The 15,658-nt window shown below is 63.4% G+C and carries 15 protein-coding genes; 6 read left to right on the forward strand and 9 right to left on the reverse strand.

All coding sequences use genetic code 11. From position 1 onward, the window contains the following. The first annotated feature begins 13 nt into the window (after positions 1-13). Both KHO49_RS04790 and mmsB read left to right on the forward strand, forming a co-directional pair. Positions 14-1,540, forward strand: a complete 1,527-nt coding sequence (locus KHO49_RS04790; protein WP_102878272.1) for a CoA-acylating methylmalonate-semialdehyde dehydrogenase — start codon at positions 14-16, stop codon at positions 1,538-1,540. A 10-nt stretch (positions 1,541-1,550) separates the two neighbouring features. After that, a complete protein-coding gene (gene mmsB / locus KHO49_RS04795) occupies positions 1,551-2,438 on the forward strand; it encodes a 3-hydroxyisobutyrate dehydrogenase (protein WP_102861018.1) in 888 nt (295 codons plus the stop codon). A 270-nt stretch (positions 2,439-2,708) separates the two neighbouring features. Here mmsB and KHO49_RS04800 read toward each other — a convergent pair whose 3' ends face one another. From KHO49_RS04800 to KHO49_RS04810, 3 genes are all read right to left on the reverse strand, one after another. Further along, a complete protein-coding gene (locus KHO49_RS04800) occupies positions 2,709-3,227 on the reverse strand; it encodes an RES family NAD+ phosphorylase (RefSeq protein ID WP_213664695.1) in 519 nt (172 codons plus the stop codon). Next, positions 3,224-3,709, reverse strand: a complete 486-nt coding sequence (locus KHO49_RS04805; protein ID WP_102861020.1) for an Xre family toxin-antitoxin system antitoxin — start codon at positions 3,707-3,709, stop codon at positions 3,224-3,226. Before KHO49_RS04805 ends, KHO49_RS04800 begins: the two co-directional genes overlap by 4 nt. 123 nt (positions 3,710-3,832) lie before the next feature. Further along, positions 3,833-4,177: a cupin domain-containing protein gene (locus tag KHO49_RS04810; RefSeq protein ID WP_102861021.1), complete on the reverse strand. Its 345-nt coding sequence runs from the start codon at positions 4,175-4,177 to the stop codon at positions 3,833-3,835. Between the two features lie 276 nt (positions 4,178-4,453). Between KHO49_RS04810 and kynB the strand changes: the two genes are divergently transcribed. From kynB to pdxR, 3 genes are all read left to right on the forward strand, one after another. After that, positions 4,454-5,095 (forward strand): arylformamidase, encoded by a 642-nt coding sequence (gene kynB, locus KHO49_RS04815; protein WP_102861022.1) that lies wholly within the window; start codon positions 4,454-4,456, stop codon positions 5,093-5,095. A 105-nt stretch (positions 5,096-5,200) separates the two neighbouring features. Then, the gene (gene kynA / locus KHO49_RS04820) at positions 5,201-6,052 is read left to right on the forward strand and encodes a tryptophan 2,3-dioxygenase (RefSeq protein WP_102861023.1); all 852 of its coding nucleotides are present in this window, start codon (positions 5,201-5,203) and stop codon (positions 6,050-6,052) included. A 266-nt stretch (positions 6,053-6,318) separates the two neighbouring features. Then, the gene (gene pdxR, locus KHO49_RS04825) at positions 6,319-7,818 is read left to right on the forward strand and encodes a MocR-like pyridoxine biosynthesis transcription factor PdxR (protein WP_170004361.1); all 1,500 of its coding nucleotides are present in this window, start codon (positions 6,319-6,321) and stop codon (positions 7,816-7,818) included. Between the two features lie 14 nt (positions 7,819-7,832). On the opposite strand, the gene KHO49_RS04830 is transcribed toward pdxR, so the two are convergent. The 5 genes from KHO49_RS04830 to antA form a co-directional block, all read right to left on the reverse strand. After that, positions 7,833-9,041: a benzoate/H(+) symporter BenE family transporter gene (locus KHO49_RS04830; RefSeq protein ID WP_123393804.1), complete on the reverse strand. Its 1,209-nt coding sequence runs from the start codon at positions 9,039-9,041 to the stop codon at positions 7,833-7,835. A gap of 183 nt (positions 9,042-9,224) precedes the next feature. Continuing rightward, positions 9,225-10,625 (reverse strand): amino acid permease, encoded by a 1,401-nt coding sequence (locus tag KHO49_RS04835; protein WP_110595947.1) that lies wholly within the window; start codon positions 10,623-10,625, stop codon positions 9,225-9,227. 79 nt (positions 10,626-10,704) lie between these two features. Continuing rightward, the gene (gene antC, locus KHO49_RS04840; protein WP_213664696.1) at positions 10,705-11,727 is read right to left on the reverse strand and encodes an anthranilate 1,2-dioxygenase electron transfer component AntC; all 1,023 of its coding nucleotides are present in this window, start codon (positions 11,725-11,727) and stop codon (positions 10,705-10,707) included. A gap of 18 nt (positions 11,728-11,745) precedes the next feature. After that, positions 11,746-12,237, reverse strand: coding sequence for an anthranilate 1,2-dioxygenase small subunit (antB, locus tag KHO49_RS04845; RefSeq protein ID WP_047301590.1), 492 nt, complete (start codon positions 12,235-12,237; stop codon positions 11,746-11,748). 2 nt (positions 12,238-12,239) lie between these two features. Further along, complete coding sequence (gene antA / locus KHO49_RS04850; protein WP_213664697.1) at positions 12,240-13,628, reverse strand: anthranilate 1,2-dioxygenase large subunit; 1,389 nt, start codon at positions 13,626-13,628, stop codon at positions 12,240-12,242. 348 nt (positions 13,629-13,976) lie between these two features. On the opposite strand from antA, the gene KHO49_RS04855 reads away from it, so the two are divergent. Beyond that, on the forward strand, positions 13,977-14,990 hold the full coding sequence (locus tag KHO49_RS04855) for an AraC family transcriptional regulator (RefSeq protein ID WP_213664698.1): 1,014 nt from the start codon (positions 13,977-13,979) through the stop codon (positions 14,988-14,990). 6 nt (positions 14,991-14,996) lie between these two features. Here KHO49_RS04855 and KHO49_RS04860 read toward each other — a convergent pair whose 3' ends face one another. After that, entirely contained in the window at positions 14,997-15,470 is a 474-nt protein-coding gene (locus KHO49_RS04860) for an Lrp/AsnC family transcriptional regulator (protein ID WP_102878281.1), read from the reverse strand. Between the last annotated feature and the right edge of the window lie 188 nt (positions 15,471-15,658).

Below are 15,658 nucleotides of genomic sequence, written 5' to 3' on the forward strand. Positions count from 1 at the left end.
GTCAGGAGACCCCATGAACGCATCCCTCAAGCCCGACGGCACCACCCTGCAACAGGTCAAACTGCTGATCGACGGTGAATGGGTCCAGTCCCAGAGCCAGGAATGGCACGACATCGTCAACCCGGCGACCCAGGAAGTGCTGGCCAAGGTGCCCTTTGCCACCGCCGCTGAAGTCGATGCCGCGATCGCCGCCGCCCAGCGTGCCTTCCAGACCTGGAAACTGACCCCGATCGGCGCGCGGATGCGCATCATGCTCAAGCTCCAGGCCTTGATCCGTGAGCATTCCAAGCGCATTGCCGCAGTCCTCAGCGCCGAACAGGGCAAGACCCTCGCCGACGCCGAGGGTGACATCTTCCGCGGCCTGGAAGTGGTGGAGCATGCCTGCTCCATCGGCACCCTGCAGATGGGCGAGTTCGCCGAGAACGTCGCCGGCGGTGTGGACACCTATACCCTGCGCCAGCCGATCGGTGTGTGCGCCGGGATCACCCCGTTCAACTTCCCGGCGATGATCCCGCTGTGGATGTTCCCGATGGCCATCGCCTGCGGCAACACCTTCGTCCTCAAGCCTTCCGAGCAGGACCCGCTGTCCACCATGCTGCTGGTGGAGCTGGCGGTGGAAGCCGGGGTCCCGGCCGGCGTGCTCAACGTGGTGCACGGCGGCAAGGACGTGGTGGATGCGCTGTGCACTCACAAGGACATCAAAGCCGTGTCCTTCGTCGGTTCGACCGCGGTCGGCACTCACGTCTATGACCTGGCGGGCAAGCACGGCAAGCGTGTGCAATCGATGATGGGCGCCAAGAACCACGCCGTGGTGCTGCCCGACGCCAACCGCGAACAGACCCTCAATGCCCTGGTGGGCGCAGGCTTCGGCGCTGCTGGTCAGCGGTGCATGGCCACCTCGGTGGTGGTGCTGGTGGGCGCCTCGAAACAATGGCTGCCGGACCTCAAGGCCCTGGCGCAGAAACTCAAGGTCAACGCCGGCAGCGAGCCGGGCACCGATGTTGGCCCGGTGGTGTCCAAGCGCGCCAAGGCGCGGATTCTGGAGCTGATCGAAAGCGGCGTGAAAGAAGGCGCCAAGCTGGAGCTCGATGGCCGCGGCATCCAGGTCCCGGGCTACGAGCAAGGCAACTTCATCGGCCCGACCCTGTTCTCCGGGGTGACCCCCTCTATGCAGATCTACACCCAGGAAATCTTCGGCCCGGTGCTGGTGGTGCTGGAGGTGGACACCCTGGATCAGGCCATCGCCCTGGTCAACGCCAACCCCTTCGGCAACGGCACCGGCCTGTTCACCCAGAGCGGTGCGGCGGCGCGCAAGTTCCAGAGCGAAATCGACGTCGGCCAAGTGGGCATCAACATCCCGATTCCGGTGCCGGTTCCGTTCTTCAGCTTCACCGGCTCCCGCGGCTCCAAGCTCGGTGACCTGGGCCCGTACGGCAAGCAAGTGGTGCAGTTCTACACTCAGACCAAGACCGTCACCGCCCGTTGGTTCGACGATGACAGCGTCAACGACGGTGTGAACACCACCATCAGCCTGCGTTGAGGAGCCTGACATGAACATTGCATTTATCGGCCTGGGCAACATGGGCGCACCCATGGCCCGCAACCTGATCAAGGCCGGGCATCAGCTGAACCTGTTCGACCTCAACCAGAGCGTGCTGGCGGAGTTGGCGCAACTGGGCGGGCGCGTTGCTGCTTCGCCCAAAGCGGCCGCCGAAGGCGCCGAACTGGTGATCACCATGCTCCCGGCCGCGGCCCATGTGCGCAGTGTGTGGCTGGGTGAAGACGGGGTGCTGGCGGGGATTGGTCGCGGCGTCCCTGCGGTGGACTGCAGTACCATCGACCCGCAGACCGCTCGTGAAGTGGCCGCTGTGGCTGCCAAGCAAGGTGTGGCCATGGCCGATGCGCCGGTGTCCGGCGGCACCGGTGGTGCCCAGGCCGGGACCCTGACCTTCATGGTCGGCGCCAGTGCCGAGCTGTTCGCCACCCTGCAGCCAGTGCTGGCGCAGATGGGGCGCAACATCGTGCATTGCGGCGAAGTGGGCACCGGGCAGATTGCCAAGATCTGCAACAACCTGCTGCTGGGGATTTCGATGATCGGCGTCAGCGAAGCCATGGCCCTGGGGGATGCCCTGGGCATCGATACCCAGGTGCTGGCCGGGATCATCAACAGCTCCACCGGCCGTTGCTGGAGTTCCGATACCTACAACCCGTGGCCTGGAGTGATTGAAACCGCCCCGGCCTCCCGGGGCTACACCGGCGGCTTTGGTGCCGAGCTGATGCTCAAGGACCTGGGGCTGGCCACCGAGGCCGCGCGCCAGGCGCATCAGCCGGTGGTGCTCGGCGCCGTGGCCCAGCAGCTGTACCAGGCCATGAGCCAGCGTGGGGAAGGCGGCAAGGACTTCTCGGCCATCGTCAACAGCTACCGCAAACCGCAGTAAGGCAAAGATTGTGTAGCCGCTGCCGCAGGCTGCGAACGGACGCAGCGATCTCAAAGCTGGATAGCGCCAAGCAAGGCCCTGCGGTCCTTTTCGCAGCTTCGCGGGCTCAGCAGCGGCTACAAGGATGGGTGTAGCCGCTGCCGCAGGCTGCGAACGGCCCGAAGGGCCGCAGTGATTTCAAGCCTGGCGAAGATTGGTGTTGAACGCGGCCCCTTCAGCCGGGGCGTTTGCGGGAATCTGCGTCGGGCAGGTTCCCGCTTTTTTGTGGGTTCAGTTCGGGCGATTGGCAGCGGTGTGCGGGGGAGGGTTGAGACGGGTGTCGAGGCCGAAGCGTTCCTGGATCACCACCTGGTACAGCCCTTTGGCCAGCAATGGATTGATCAGAATGTTCCAGCTGTGCCGGGACACCGATGAGGGCACTAGCACGAATGGATGGTCGGCCAGCAACTGGTCGGCGAATTTCTGCTGGCCGGCACTGGGGATGCCCGGGATCAGCCAGTTGGGATTGGGCAGGCTGCGTTCATCCACGCGGTAGATGGTCGACGGGTCCTGGATCAGGGCGCCAGTGAGGACATGGGGCACGTTATCCAGTGCGGCAAAGCCCTTGTGCACCGCCACTTCCAGAATCGCCGTGGCCGGATCGGCGCTGCCATACACGGCCTTCACCCCTTTGGAGTTCCAGCGGCCGCCGCACAGCTCGGCACCGATGCCACTGTCCCAGCTGTCGGCGTGCCGGGCGGCGTCCAGTCGCCAGAAATGAATCTCGCTGCTGCCCGGAATACTGATCACTGATAGACCCCGTATTCCAGGCGGGTGAGGAACTCGTCCACCAGTTCGAAGCCGATGGGGTTGGTCAGCAGATCCACCGGTTTATGGCCGTCGAGGCCCATTACCGGCTTGGCCATCCAGTCCTGTGCCTCTTCACTGCTGCCGAAGACGTCCTGGGCCTTGGCCAGCACCTGGGCAAAGCGTACCGCGCGGGCACTCTGCTCCGGGTTCAGGGGTTCGTCCGGGGTTTTCAGGCGCCGATGCAGGGTGCGTTCGGAGAGGCCGATGATCTTGGCCAGGACCTGTTCGTCCTTGAGCATGGGGACCGAGGAGACGAACTTGATGATCGCCGTCAGAGGGATGCCTTCCTCGGTCAAGCGATAGATCGAAATGCGGTCGTCAAACCGTGCCCGGCCACCCAGGAGGATGTCCGCAGACTGTTCTTTCAATACCAGTTTGCCCCGCCGCTTGGGGGCAATGCCGGTGCCTGTCAGCGCAACCATGAGTGCTACTCCTGCCTTTGCCATTTGGCAGTGATTATATAGACATTTGGCGGGGTGCGTTGTGTTCAATGGCAATGCCGGAAGGGGAGCCCGGGTCGAAGGGGCCCCCCGGTGTGTTCTGACTCAGGCAAACACGAAGTATTTGCGCACGGTTTCCACCACCTCCCAGGTGCCTTTCATCCCGGGTTCCACCACGAAGATATCGCCGGCACGCAAGTGGATGGGATCGCGGCCATCCGGGGTGATCACGCAGTACCCTTCCTGGAAATGGCAGTACTCCCACTTCTCATAGGCCACTCGCCACTTGCCCGGGGTGCAGATCCAGGTGCCCATGATCTTGCTGCCGTCCTCGCTGGTGTAGGCGTTGAGGTTGACGGTGTGGGGATCGCCCTCGAGTTTTTCCCACTTGCAGGCGTCGAGGACGGGCAGTGGATGGGTATCGCGCAGAACGGTAATGGGTTGCGACATGCTGTGCTCCTAGCGGGCAGAGAACTGAAGACGCACCCTATAGCGCCCGACGTTCAGGGGGATGTCTGTTCTCGACCTCGGGGTATCCAGAAGCGCAATGCGAGAGTTGCTGCCGGCTGGGGGGTAACGGGCGGCTGGCGCTTGAAACATTCCCTCGACAAAGGGCGGTTTTTTAGCAGGATTTGCGAAATATCTGACGATGCCCGAGTTATTTCGCAAGAATCTTTACTGGTATCGCTCGTATCATTCAGTCCGGAGTGACCGAGAGCCGCACGAATGGAAAATACACCACGCTGGTGGGATATCAGCCCGCCTTTGAGTACCGCGACCCCGACCTGGCCGGGGGACACGCCGTTCCAGGAGGAGCGCGTCTGGCAGTTCGGGCCCGAATGCCCGGTGAATGTCGGACGCGTAACCCTGTCGCCCCACACTGGCGCCCATGTCGACGCACCCCTGCATTACCGGCCGGACGGCTTGCCCATCGGCGAAGTGTCGCTGGATGTCTACATGGGCCCGTGCCGGGTCCTGCATTGCCTGGACAGCGGCGCCCTGGTGCAGCCCGAAGCCGTGCTCGGACGCTTGGACAACTTGCCTGCGCGAGTCTTGCTACGCACTTATCCACAGGCGCCGCTGAGCACGTGGGACCCGGACTTTACCGCGGTAGCTCCAGCCACCATCGAACTGCTGGCCAGCCTCGGCGTGCGCCTGATCGGCATCGACACCCCGTCCCTCGATCCCCAGCAGTCCAAGACCATGGATGCTCATAACACCGTGGCTCGCCACGGCATGGCGATCCTTGAGGGGATAGTCCTGGATGAGGTTGCCGAAGGTGACTACGAACTGATTGCCCTGCCACTGCGCTTTGCCCACCTGGATGCCAGTCCGGTGCGGGCGATCCTGCGCCCCCTGGCCGATTGATTCCTACAATAAATACACAGCTGGCCGTCCGCGCCGTTGTGCATCCCGCCCCGGGTTGCACAGCCTGCGGGTGGTAACCGCTGCCTGAGGCGAGGAGCCCACGCCATGAGCCAATGTCCTTTTTCAAGCAACCCACCGGATGAATGGCATAACGCCGAGCTGAATTTCTCCGATTCCATGAGCTACGGCGACTACCTGGACCTGGGGCGTATTCTCAGCGCCCAGCATCCGCTGTCGCCGGACCACAACGAAATGCTCTTCATCATCCAGCACCAGACTTCGGAGCTGTGGATGAAGCTGATGCTTCATGAGCTCAAGGCCGCCCGCGAGCAGGTGCGCCAGGGCCAGTTGCCCCCGGCGTTCAAGATGCTGGCGCGGGTGTCGCGGATCTTCGACCAACTGGTGCACGCCTGGGCCGTGCTGGCCACCATGACGCCGTCCGAGTACAAGTCGATCCGCCCGTACCTGGGCCAGTCCTCGGGCTTCCAGTCGTTCCAGTACCGGGAAATCGAATTCATCCTCGGCAACAAGAGCGCGGCCCTGCTGCGGCCCCACGCCCACCGTCCCGAGCTGCTGCAGTCCCTGGAAGAATCGATTGCCACGCCGTCCATGTATGACGAAGCGATTGCCCTGATGGCTCGCAGCGGCTTGAGCATCGACCCCGCGCGCCTGGCCCTGAACAGCACCACCACGACTCAGCATGACCCGTCGGTGGAGGCGGCCTGGCGCGAGGTATACGCCAACCCTTCGGCCTATTGGGACCTGTATCAGTTGGCGGAAAAGTTCATCGACCTGGAGGACTCCTTCCGCCAGTGGCGCTTCCGTCACGTGACCACCGTGGAGCGCATCATCGGCTTTCAGCCTGGCACCGGCGGCACCGAAGGCGTGGGCTACCTGCGCAAGATGCTCGACACCGTGCTGTTCCCCGAGTTGTGGCGAGTGCGATCCTCGCTCTGATCCGCAAAACGCTCCGCCTGCCGGGGCGTTTTCATTTGCCTGCCGGCGTCTGATTGCCTGAATCCCTAATGTCGCCGCAGCCGCAGGCTGCGATCGCCTGCGCAGCAGACGCGCTCTTGAGGTCTGGAAGGTCCTGCGGACCTTAGTGCAGCCTGCGGCAGCGGCTACAGAGGTCGTTGCAGAGCGGTAGGCATTGGCGACAGTTGCGCTCTGGAGATAAAGTGGCTGCCTTCAGCGCAGATTTTTTACTCTCCCAGGCAGACCACATGTCCCGTACCTTCGAGCTTGAAACCCTCAAGATGCGCCTCAGCGACCCTGAGTTCCGCCCTCTGGACCTGCACCAGCGCATTCAGCGTGCGTTGCGCGGGCTGATCCTCGATGGCGCCTTGGGGCCTGGGGTGAAGTTGCCGGCCAGTCGGGCCCTGGCCAAGTCGCTGGCGGTCTCCCGGGACACCGTGGAAAACGCCTATGTGCAGTTGCAGCGCGACGGTTTTATCCAGCGCCGCGAAGGTTCGGGGAGTTATGTCTGTGAAGCCATCGGTGCCCAGTTGCGCGGCTCGGTCCGCCGCCGCCAGCAGTTGCAGGGGCAGCCTGGGCACAGCCGAGAGCCTGGGGCGGGCCTGAGCCGGCGTGGCGCGCTGCTGTTGCAAAGGGGCGGCGTCAGCGATCAGCAGGCCGTCACCGCCTTTGCTACCGGGCTGCCGGAAACCCGCAGCTTCCCGCTGGATGTCTGGGAACGCCTGCAACGCCAGGCGCTGAAGGATTACCGCGCCAATGTACTGCTGCATGGCGATCCCCAGGGCGCGCTGCCCCTGCGCAAGGCCATTGCCGCCTACCTGAACCTGGAGCGCGGAGCCAAGGTGCAGCCCGAGCAGATCCTGGTGCTGAGCAGTACCCGCCAGGCGCTGTTTCTGTGCGCGCAACTGCTGGTGGACGCCGGCAAGCCGATCCTGTTGGAGAACCCGGGCTACTTCGGCGCACGCAAGGCATTCGAGGCCGCCGAGGCGCGCATCGTGCCCATCGATGTCGACAGCCAGGGCATTCGCACCGACCTGCTGCGGGCCGACCGCAGTGGCGCCCGCTGTGTCTATGTGACGCCGTCCCATCAGTACCCCACGGGCGTCACCCTGTCCCTGGAGCGCCGCCTGGAACTGACCCGCTGGGCCGCCGAGCAGGAGAAATGGATCATCGAGGACGACTACGACAGCGAGTTCCACTACGACGGTTTGCCCACCGCCTGTGTCCAGGGCCTGGACCCGTATCAGCGCACCCTTTACATCGGCACCTTCAGCAAGACCCTCTACCCGGGCCTGCGCATGGGCTACATGGCCCTGCCCAGCGAGCTGGTGAGCGCCTTCAGCGCGGCCCGCAGCATCATGGACGGGCACACGCCGCAGATCCTCCAGCTGACCTTGGCGCGGTTCATGGAGGAGGGGCACTACAACGCCCATGTGCGGGCCATGCGCAAGCTGTACGCCGAGCGTCGGCAAGCCATGCTCGATGCCATCGGGCGGCATTTGCAGGGCATTGCCGTGGCCTTGCCGCCACCGGGCGGGTTGCAGATTCCTTGCCTGCTGGAGCCCGGCTGGAGCGAAGCGTTGACCCAGCAACGAGCCGCCAGGGCCGGCATCCAGTTGCCGGGGCTCGGCCGGCTGTATGCCGGGGAGCACAAGCAGCCAGGCTGGTTGCTGGGCTACGCCTCGCTGAGCGCCCATGAAATCGAAACGACCATGGCACGCCTGGCCCAGGCCCTGAGAAAGGCCTAGCCAGGCGCTGGCCTTCAGGGTTTGACGGTACGGGCGGTCAACAGAGTGGCCCGGCCATGGATCAGCAGGTGCGCGGTCAAGCCGGCCACCAGCCCCCAAAAGGCACCGCCGACCCCGAGCAGGGTGACGTTGGCCGCGGTGGCGAGGAAGGTGATCAGTGCGGTTTCCCGGGTGGCCGCGTCGGCCATGGCATTGGCCAGGCTGCCGCCGATGGCCCCCAATAGCGCCAGGCCCGCCAGGGCGCTGATAAAGGTCTTGGGTAGCACCATGAACAGGCTGGCCAGGGTCACGCCGAAGGTGCCCACCAGGATGTAGAACAGCCCGCAGGCGATACCGGCGATGTAGCGTTTTTTCGGGTCAGGATGGGCGTCCTTGCCGGTACAGATCGCCGCGGTAATGGCCGCCACGTTGAAGGCATGGGCGCCGAACGGTGCCATCAGCAGCGAACCCAGGCCGGTGACCGTGAGCACTGGATTGGCGCTGGTGCTGTAGCCGTCATTGCGCAACACCAGCATGCCGGGCATGTACTGGCCGGTGAGGGTGATGACGAACAGCGGCAAGGCCACTCCGAGCAAGGCCTGCAGGGAGAACTGCGGCGCGGTGAATACCGGCACGGCCAGGCTCAAGTGCACTGCAGAAAAGTCGATCCGCTGCTGAGCGATGAGCAGCCCCAGGCCGATGACCAGGATGCCCACCACGGCAAAGCGCGAGGTGAAACGCCGCAGCAGGGCGTAGGACACCAACAGCACTGTCACCAATAGCGGGTCGGCGCTGGCGCCGCCAAAGGCATTGATCCCGAACTGCAGCAGAATGCCCGCCAGCAGGCCGGCGGCGATGCCCTTGGGGATCATCCGCACCAGCCTGTCGAAGGCCCCCGTGGCACCCAGCAGCATAAAGCCCAGGGCCGAGATCAGGTAGGCACCGATCACCTCGGCATAGGGCGTGAACGGCATCACCGTGGCCAGGAACGCCGCGCCGGGTGTGGACCAGGCAGTGATGATTGGCGCCTTGTAACGCAGGCTCAGCCACAGCCCGGTCAGGCCGACACCGACCGACACCGCCCAGACCCAGGACGCGGTCTGGGCCGGTGACAGCCGTGCCAGCTCGGCGGCCTGGAACACCAGGACAAAGGTTCCGCCGTAGTTCACCAGCACTGAAATCAGCGCCGCCACGGTGGGCGAGAAAACATCGGTCCAGCGTAGGCTTGTCGCCGTTCTGTTCATCAGCCGCTCTCCATCCAGAAACAGGCTCCCAGGCTCAGGTGCCGGGAGGGAGTCGATTCTAGAGAGAGGGCGGACTGTTGTTTCAGGCCACATTCACCCTAATTGGCAGACCGCTTTTACGCCGCCGACAAAAAAGCCCGGCCTTGATCCTGGCCGGGCTTTCGGGTGTTGCAACCCTGAGCCTTAGTGCAGGGCGGGCTGTCCGGCCTTGCGTGCATGACTCAGGCGGTAGAAGCCCCAAATCACCAGGACCCACACCGGAATCGCATACACCGAGGCGCGGATGCCCGGGATCATCCACATCACGCCGATGATCATCACCATGAACGCCAGGCACAGGTAGTTGCTCAGTGGCGACCAGAACGCCCTGAACGACGGCACCACGCCTTGCTCGGCCATGGCCTTGCGAAAGCGCAGGTGGGTCAGGCTGATCAGCGCCCAGTTGATCATCAGTGCAGCCACCACCAGGGCGAACAACAGCTCCAGCGCTTCGTGGGGCGCCAGGTAGTTGACCAGTACGCAGAGCAGCGTGATCAGCGCGGAAATGCCCAGGGCCAGAATCGGCACGCCCTGCTTGTTGAGCTTCATCAGCGCTTTGGGCGCGTCGCCCTGTTCGGCCAGGCCATAGAGCATGCGGCTGTTGCAGTACACACCGCTGTTGTACACCGACAGTGCTGCGGTCAGGACCACGAAGTTGAGGATCTGCGCCGCCGCATCACTGCCGATCAGCGAGAAGATCTTCACGAAAGGGCTGCTGCTGTAGGCGTCGCCGCCGGCGTTGAGGCTCACCAGCAGTTCATCCCACGGATACAGCGACAGCAGCACGGCCAGGGCGCCGACGTAGAAGATCAGCACCCGGTACACCACCTGATTGATGGCCTTGGGAATCACTTTACGCGGCTCGGCGGCTTCGGCAGCGGTGATGCCCACCAGTTCCAGGCCGCCGAAAGAGAACATGATGAAGGCCATGGCCATCAGCAGGCCGGTGCCGCCGTTGGGGAAGAAACCGCCGTGGGACCAGAGGTTGCTCACCGACGCCTGGCTGCCGCCGCTGCCGCTGAACAGCATGTAGCAACCGAGGACGATCATGCCGACGATGGCCACCACCTTGATGATGGCGAACCAGAACTCGGCTTCACCGAAGAACTTCACGTTCATCATGTTGATCAGGTTGACCAGCACGAAGAACACCGCCGCACTGACCCAGGTGGGGATTTCCGGCCACCAGAACTGCACGTACTTGCCCACCGCGGTGAGCTCGGCCATGCCCACCAGGACATACAGCACCCAGTAGTTCCAGCCGGCGAGAAAGCCGAAGTAGCCGCCCCAGTACTTGTGGGCGAAGTGGCTGAAAGAGCCGGCCACCGGCTCTTCGACGATCATTTCCCCCAACTGGCGCATGATCAGGAAGGCAATGAACCCGGCAATCGCATAGCCGAGGATCATCGAAGGTCCGGCGGACTTGAGCACCCCGGCCGAGCCGAGGAAGAGTCCGGTGCCGATCGCCCCGCCCAGGGCGATCAACTGAATATGGCGATTCTTCAAGCCACGCTTGAGTTCACCTTGTTGCAAGGTTTGATCCACTAATGTGCGCTCTCTTCTAGTTGTTATCAGGACCGATCCCGTGGTGAACGGGACCGATCGCGGCTCAATGCTGACGGGATCAGATATTACTCTCGGTAAACCGCTCGTAATACAGCTGAACGCGGTTAAGTTGCTGTTCTTGCAGCCAGGTTCGAATCGAATCGACCATCGGTGGCGGTCCGCAAACGTACAGGTCGCTGTCTTGGTCGCGCAGTTCGCTGCTGTCCAAGTGCTCGGTGATGTAGCCGCGCTTGCCCGACCAATCCGGGTCGGCGTCGCTGATCACCGGGGTGAAGTGAAACCCTTGCAGGCGCTCGCCCAGCGCCTGGATACGCTCCAGTTCGCACAGATCGGCACTCTGGCGCACGCCGTAGTACAGGTGCACCGGTTGCTGGCAGCCCTGCTCGACGATCTGTTCGAGCATCGCCAGCAGCGCCGACAGCCCGGTGCCGCCGGCCACCAGCAGCAGCGGCCGGCTGATCTGGCGCAGATAGAAAGCCCCCAGCGGCGCCTCCAGTTCGATGCTGTCGCCCACCAGGCAACGCTCGCGGATGTAGTTGCTCATCACCCCGTCGGGCAGCAGGCGGATCAGGAACTGTAACTGGTTGTCCGCCCCCGGCCGGTTGGCGAAGGAGTAGGCCCGGCTGCTGTCGGTGCCGGGAACTTGCAGGCGTGCGTACTGGCCGGGGAGAAACTCCAGCGGTGCCTCGCTACTACCCAGGTCCAGGTGCAGGATGGCGGTGCTGTCCGAGACTTGGCGCACGTCGATCACCGAGCCGGTACGTCGCACCGGATCGGCGTTGTGGCACAGGCTGGAATCGAAGTCGAAGTAGAACGCCGCATCGGACTGCACCCGGGTCTGGCAGGTGAGCATCTTGCGTTGCTCCAGGTCCTGGGGCGATAGGGCTTCCTCGTCCACATAGTCCTGGCTGTACTGGCCCGACTCGCAACGGCCCTGGCAGGTGCCGCAGACGCCTTCGCGGCAGTCCAGGGGGATCTTGATGCCGTTGCGCAGGGCAGCGTCGAGCAATATTTCATTGGCCTTGACCGGGAAGAACAGGGTCTTGCCGTCGGCAAAGCTGAACGCGACCTTGTGCGTCATGAAGAGATGTCCGTCGAGTCAGAGGTGGTAGAAATCGAGCACCGAGTTGATCGTGTCGTTGAGCAGCAGCACGTGCTTGCGCTGGATCAGCCAGCTGTCGCCATGGGGCTTGAGGTCGTAGGTGGCGTGACCGTAGAAGTCCTCGGAGGTGGCCAGGCGATAGAACAGCGTGTGCCAGTTCAGGCGCACCTGCAGCAGCCCGTTGTCGCCCTCGGCGATGCGCAGGTTGCTGACCATGTGCAGGGTGCGCGGCATGGGAATGGTCGAGGCCGCCTTGCCGGTGCGCAGGCGGAACACCCGGTCTTCCAGGCCCGAACGGTTGGCGTAGTAGATCAGCGACATCTCGCGTTTCGGGTCCCGGGTGTAGACGTGTTCCGAGTCCCATTGCGGCAGGTGGAACTCGCTGTCCACGGCGAACAGCTGCAGGTAGGCGTCCCAGTCCTGGGCGTCGCACAGTTCGCACTTGCGATAGAAGAATTGCTCGATCTGGTACTGCAATTGCGCATTCATGTTCATACCTCACGCAGTTTCAGGGACTGGCGCTGCAGGCCGTCGAGGAGGAATTTCTGCCAGTTGCGGTGCTGGTTGACGTACAGCCCTTCATGGGTGATTTCGGTGCCGGTCATGGCCGGCTGGATGCCCAGGTTCTCGCTGTTGGCGGTGGGGCCGGTGGCCCAGCGGTGATGGCCGCGCGAGACATCGCTCCAGCGCTCCAGGCGTCCCTGGAAGCCGCGCTGGGCCTCGCGAAACTCCACCAGGTCGTCCGGCGTGCCCATGCCCGAGACGTTGAAGAAATCCTCGAACTGGCGGATGCGGTTTTCCCGATCGGCGTCGCTCTCGCCCTTGACCCCGATGCACTGGCTGATGATCTCGGTCTTGTTCCAGGCGATGGGGCGAATGATCCGCAGCTGGGAGCTGATCTGGTCGAGGAAGAACAGGCTGGGGTAGATGTTCAGGTTGCGCAGGCGGTGCATCATCCACTCGGCCTTGGCCTGGCCGTGCTCCTCCACCAGGCGCGGCATGATGCTGGCGTAGCCGGAACGCACCGCCGGGTTGGGCATTTCGCTGAACAGCACGCTGTGGCCGTTGTTGAAGGCGAACCAGCCGTCGTCGGTGCTGGCGTCGCCGGCGCCGAGCTTGCTGTAGTCCAGGGTGGCGCTGCTGCCGGTGCCGTTGTCAGCGTTGACCTGCTGACGGTGCTGCACCGTAGCCACGTAGTTGTAGTGCACGGTGCTGACGTGATAACCGTCCAGGCCGTTCTCGTTCTGCAGCTTCCAGTTACCGTCGTAAGTGTAGGCGGACTTGCCCGGCAGCACTTCCAGCTCACCGTTGGGGGACTGGGCGACCATCATGTCGAAGAAGATCCGCGCGTCGCCCAGGAAGTCTTCCAGGCTGTTGTCGGCGGCCACGTCCAGGCTGATGAAGACAAAGCCCCTGTAGCTGTCGATGCGGGCCTTTTTAAGGCCGCGGGTGGCCTTGTCGAAGCCTTCGTCGTATTCCCCCGGCGCCTTGACCTTCACCAGGCGCCCGTCGCTCTTGTAGCACCAGGCGTGGAACGGGCAGGTGAAGGTCGACTGGTTGCCCTTGCCAACCCGAGTCAGGGTGGTGCCGCGGTGTTGGCAGGCGTTGATCAGGGCATTGAGTCGGCCCTCGCCATCGCGGGTGATGATCATCGGCTGGCGCCCGGCGCGCATGGTGATGAAGTCGTGGTTGTTGGGCAGTTCGCTTTCGTGACAAGCGTAGATCCAGTTTTTCTCGAAGATCAGTTCCATCTCCAGATCGAACAGCTCGGGCTCGGTGAACATCTCCCGGGCGATACGGAACACTCCGTCCGCGGGGCGGAAGTCCAGGCAGCCGTGGATGAAGTCTTGCCACTGCTCGACGCTTCTTGCACCACTCATGAGTCGGTACCTTTTTTATTTAGGTCAATCGGGTGCAGTCATTAGAGAGAGTGCGGGGCGCCGGTGGCTATCCGCTTAGTCGGCCAAGGCCATCCATAAAATTGCCTGGGTAGTTGTGACCCAGCTGCGACCCACCTTTGAGCGGATCGGCGATCGACAGCTGCACCACGGGGCGCCGATGGGCTACTGTGAGCCCGGCCAGAGAGGACGATGGGGGCGGGTTATCCACTTAGTGGGCGATTGCTATCCACTGGGTTGGCAGCGTTGCCGGCTGGCGCAAAACTTGCCCTGTCACACAAGACGCGCCGTCAGAGCGCGCTGAATAATAATTGCCGTGGGTGCGCCGTGATGAATAGCAAGGCTGATGGGCTGTTTCGCGAGATTCGTATCGATCGCTATGACCTTGAAGGGGCCAGGAGCTGGATGGCGGGTATCTGTGGGCCGCATCGCCTGGAAACCGCTAACCCCGAACGCATTCGTTTCCACCACAGTGCCAACGTCCTCAGGTCACGTGCCACGACCCTGGGCATCATCGAATACGGCACCGACGTGGTCGTCGATATTGAGGACACCGAGCGCTTCAGCAGCTACAGCCTGAGCCTGCCCCTGTGCGGCGAGCAGGAGCTGAGCAAGGACGGTCGCCTGCTGCGTTCGGACCCTGACCAGGGGGTGATCATTGCCCCCAACGAAAGCCAGGTGCTGGCCATCTCCGGCGACTGCCGCAAGTTGCAGGTGGTGATTTCCCGGCCGGCCATGAGCGAAGCCCTGGAGGCATTGCTGCAACGCCCGGTCGAGCAGCCGCTGCGCTTCGAGCCTGCCATGGACGCACGGCAGGGCGCCGCCGCGGCCTGGTGGCGCATGGCGCATCACTTCATTGGCGAACTGGCCCAGGGCAACGAACTTTACGAGCAACTGGCCTTCACCCGGGAAATCGAGAGCTCCCTGATCAAGGGGCTGATCCTGGCCCAACCCAACAACTACTCCGCGGAGCTGCAGGCGATGCTCGGGGTCAAGCTGCCGCATTACCTGGTGCGGGCCCGCCAGTACCTGCACGAGCATGCCCGAGAGGCGGTGCACCTGGAGGACCTGGAAGCCGCCGCCGGCGTTTCGCGCTTCAAGCTGTTCGAGGCCTTTCGCAAGTACTTTGCCCTGTCGCCCATGGCCTACCTCAAGCGACATCGACTCAATGGCGTGCGCCAGGACATTCTCGAACACGGCGCGGCGCGCAATATTTCCGAGATTGCCCTGGCCTGGGGCTTTACCCACCTGGGGCGGTTTTCCGCGGAGTACCGCAAGCTGTTCGACGAGGCGCCGAGCGCCACGGCTCAGCGCCACCAGGCACGGCGCCCGGTGGGGTTCTAGGACGGACTACTTGCGCAGCACCAGATCCAGCAGGCCGTCCTGTTCCTTGATCTTCTGCAGGACGATTTCCGAGCGGATGTCGGTAACCCCGGACGCGCGGTTCAGGTGATTGACGATGAAATCCGAGAAGTGCTTGAGGTTGCGCGCCCGGATGCGCAGCACGTAGTTGCTGGCGCCGGTGATCACGTAGGCGGCCACCACTTCCGGCCATTGCTGGACCTTGCTGATAAAGGTCTCGTGCCAGCCTTCCACGTCCTGGCGCAGGGACACATGGACGATGGCTTCCAACTCAATCCCCAGGCGCTCGGCGTTGAGCTGGGCGCGATAGCCGCTGATGATCCCGTCGCCTTCGAGCATGCGCAGGCGGCGCAGGCAGGCGGAGGGTGAAAGGGCGACTTTCTCTGCCAGTTCCTGATTGCTGATACGCCCATCCTGTTGCAGGAAGTGCAGGATGCGCAGGTCGGTGGAGTCGAGGGTCATGGCTGGCATAAATCCGCGTTTTTTATTGAAGGATTAGAATTTTATTCGAGATTAGTACGATAACGCGCTGCACTTTGCACGAAAATTCTCTGCGGCTTCGTCCATTATTTCCTGGGTTTGCGGGTCGCCCAGACCCCGTGCCCGGCCCGCGCCAGGCGTACATGACCTTGACCAAGACAGGACTTCCA

The organism is Pseudomonas sp. RC4D1 (assembly GCF_018390395.1).
GTDB lineage: Bacteria > Pseudomonadota > Gammaproteobacteria > Pseudomonadales > Pseudomonadaceae > Aquipseudomonas > Aquipseudomonas danubii.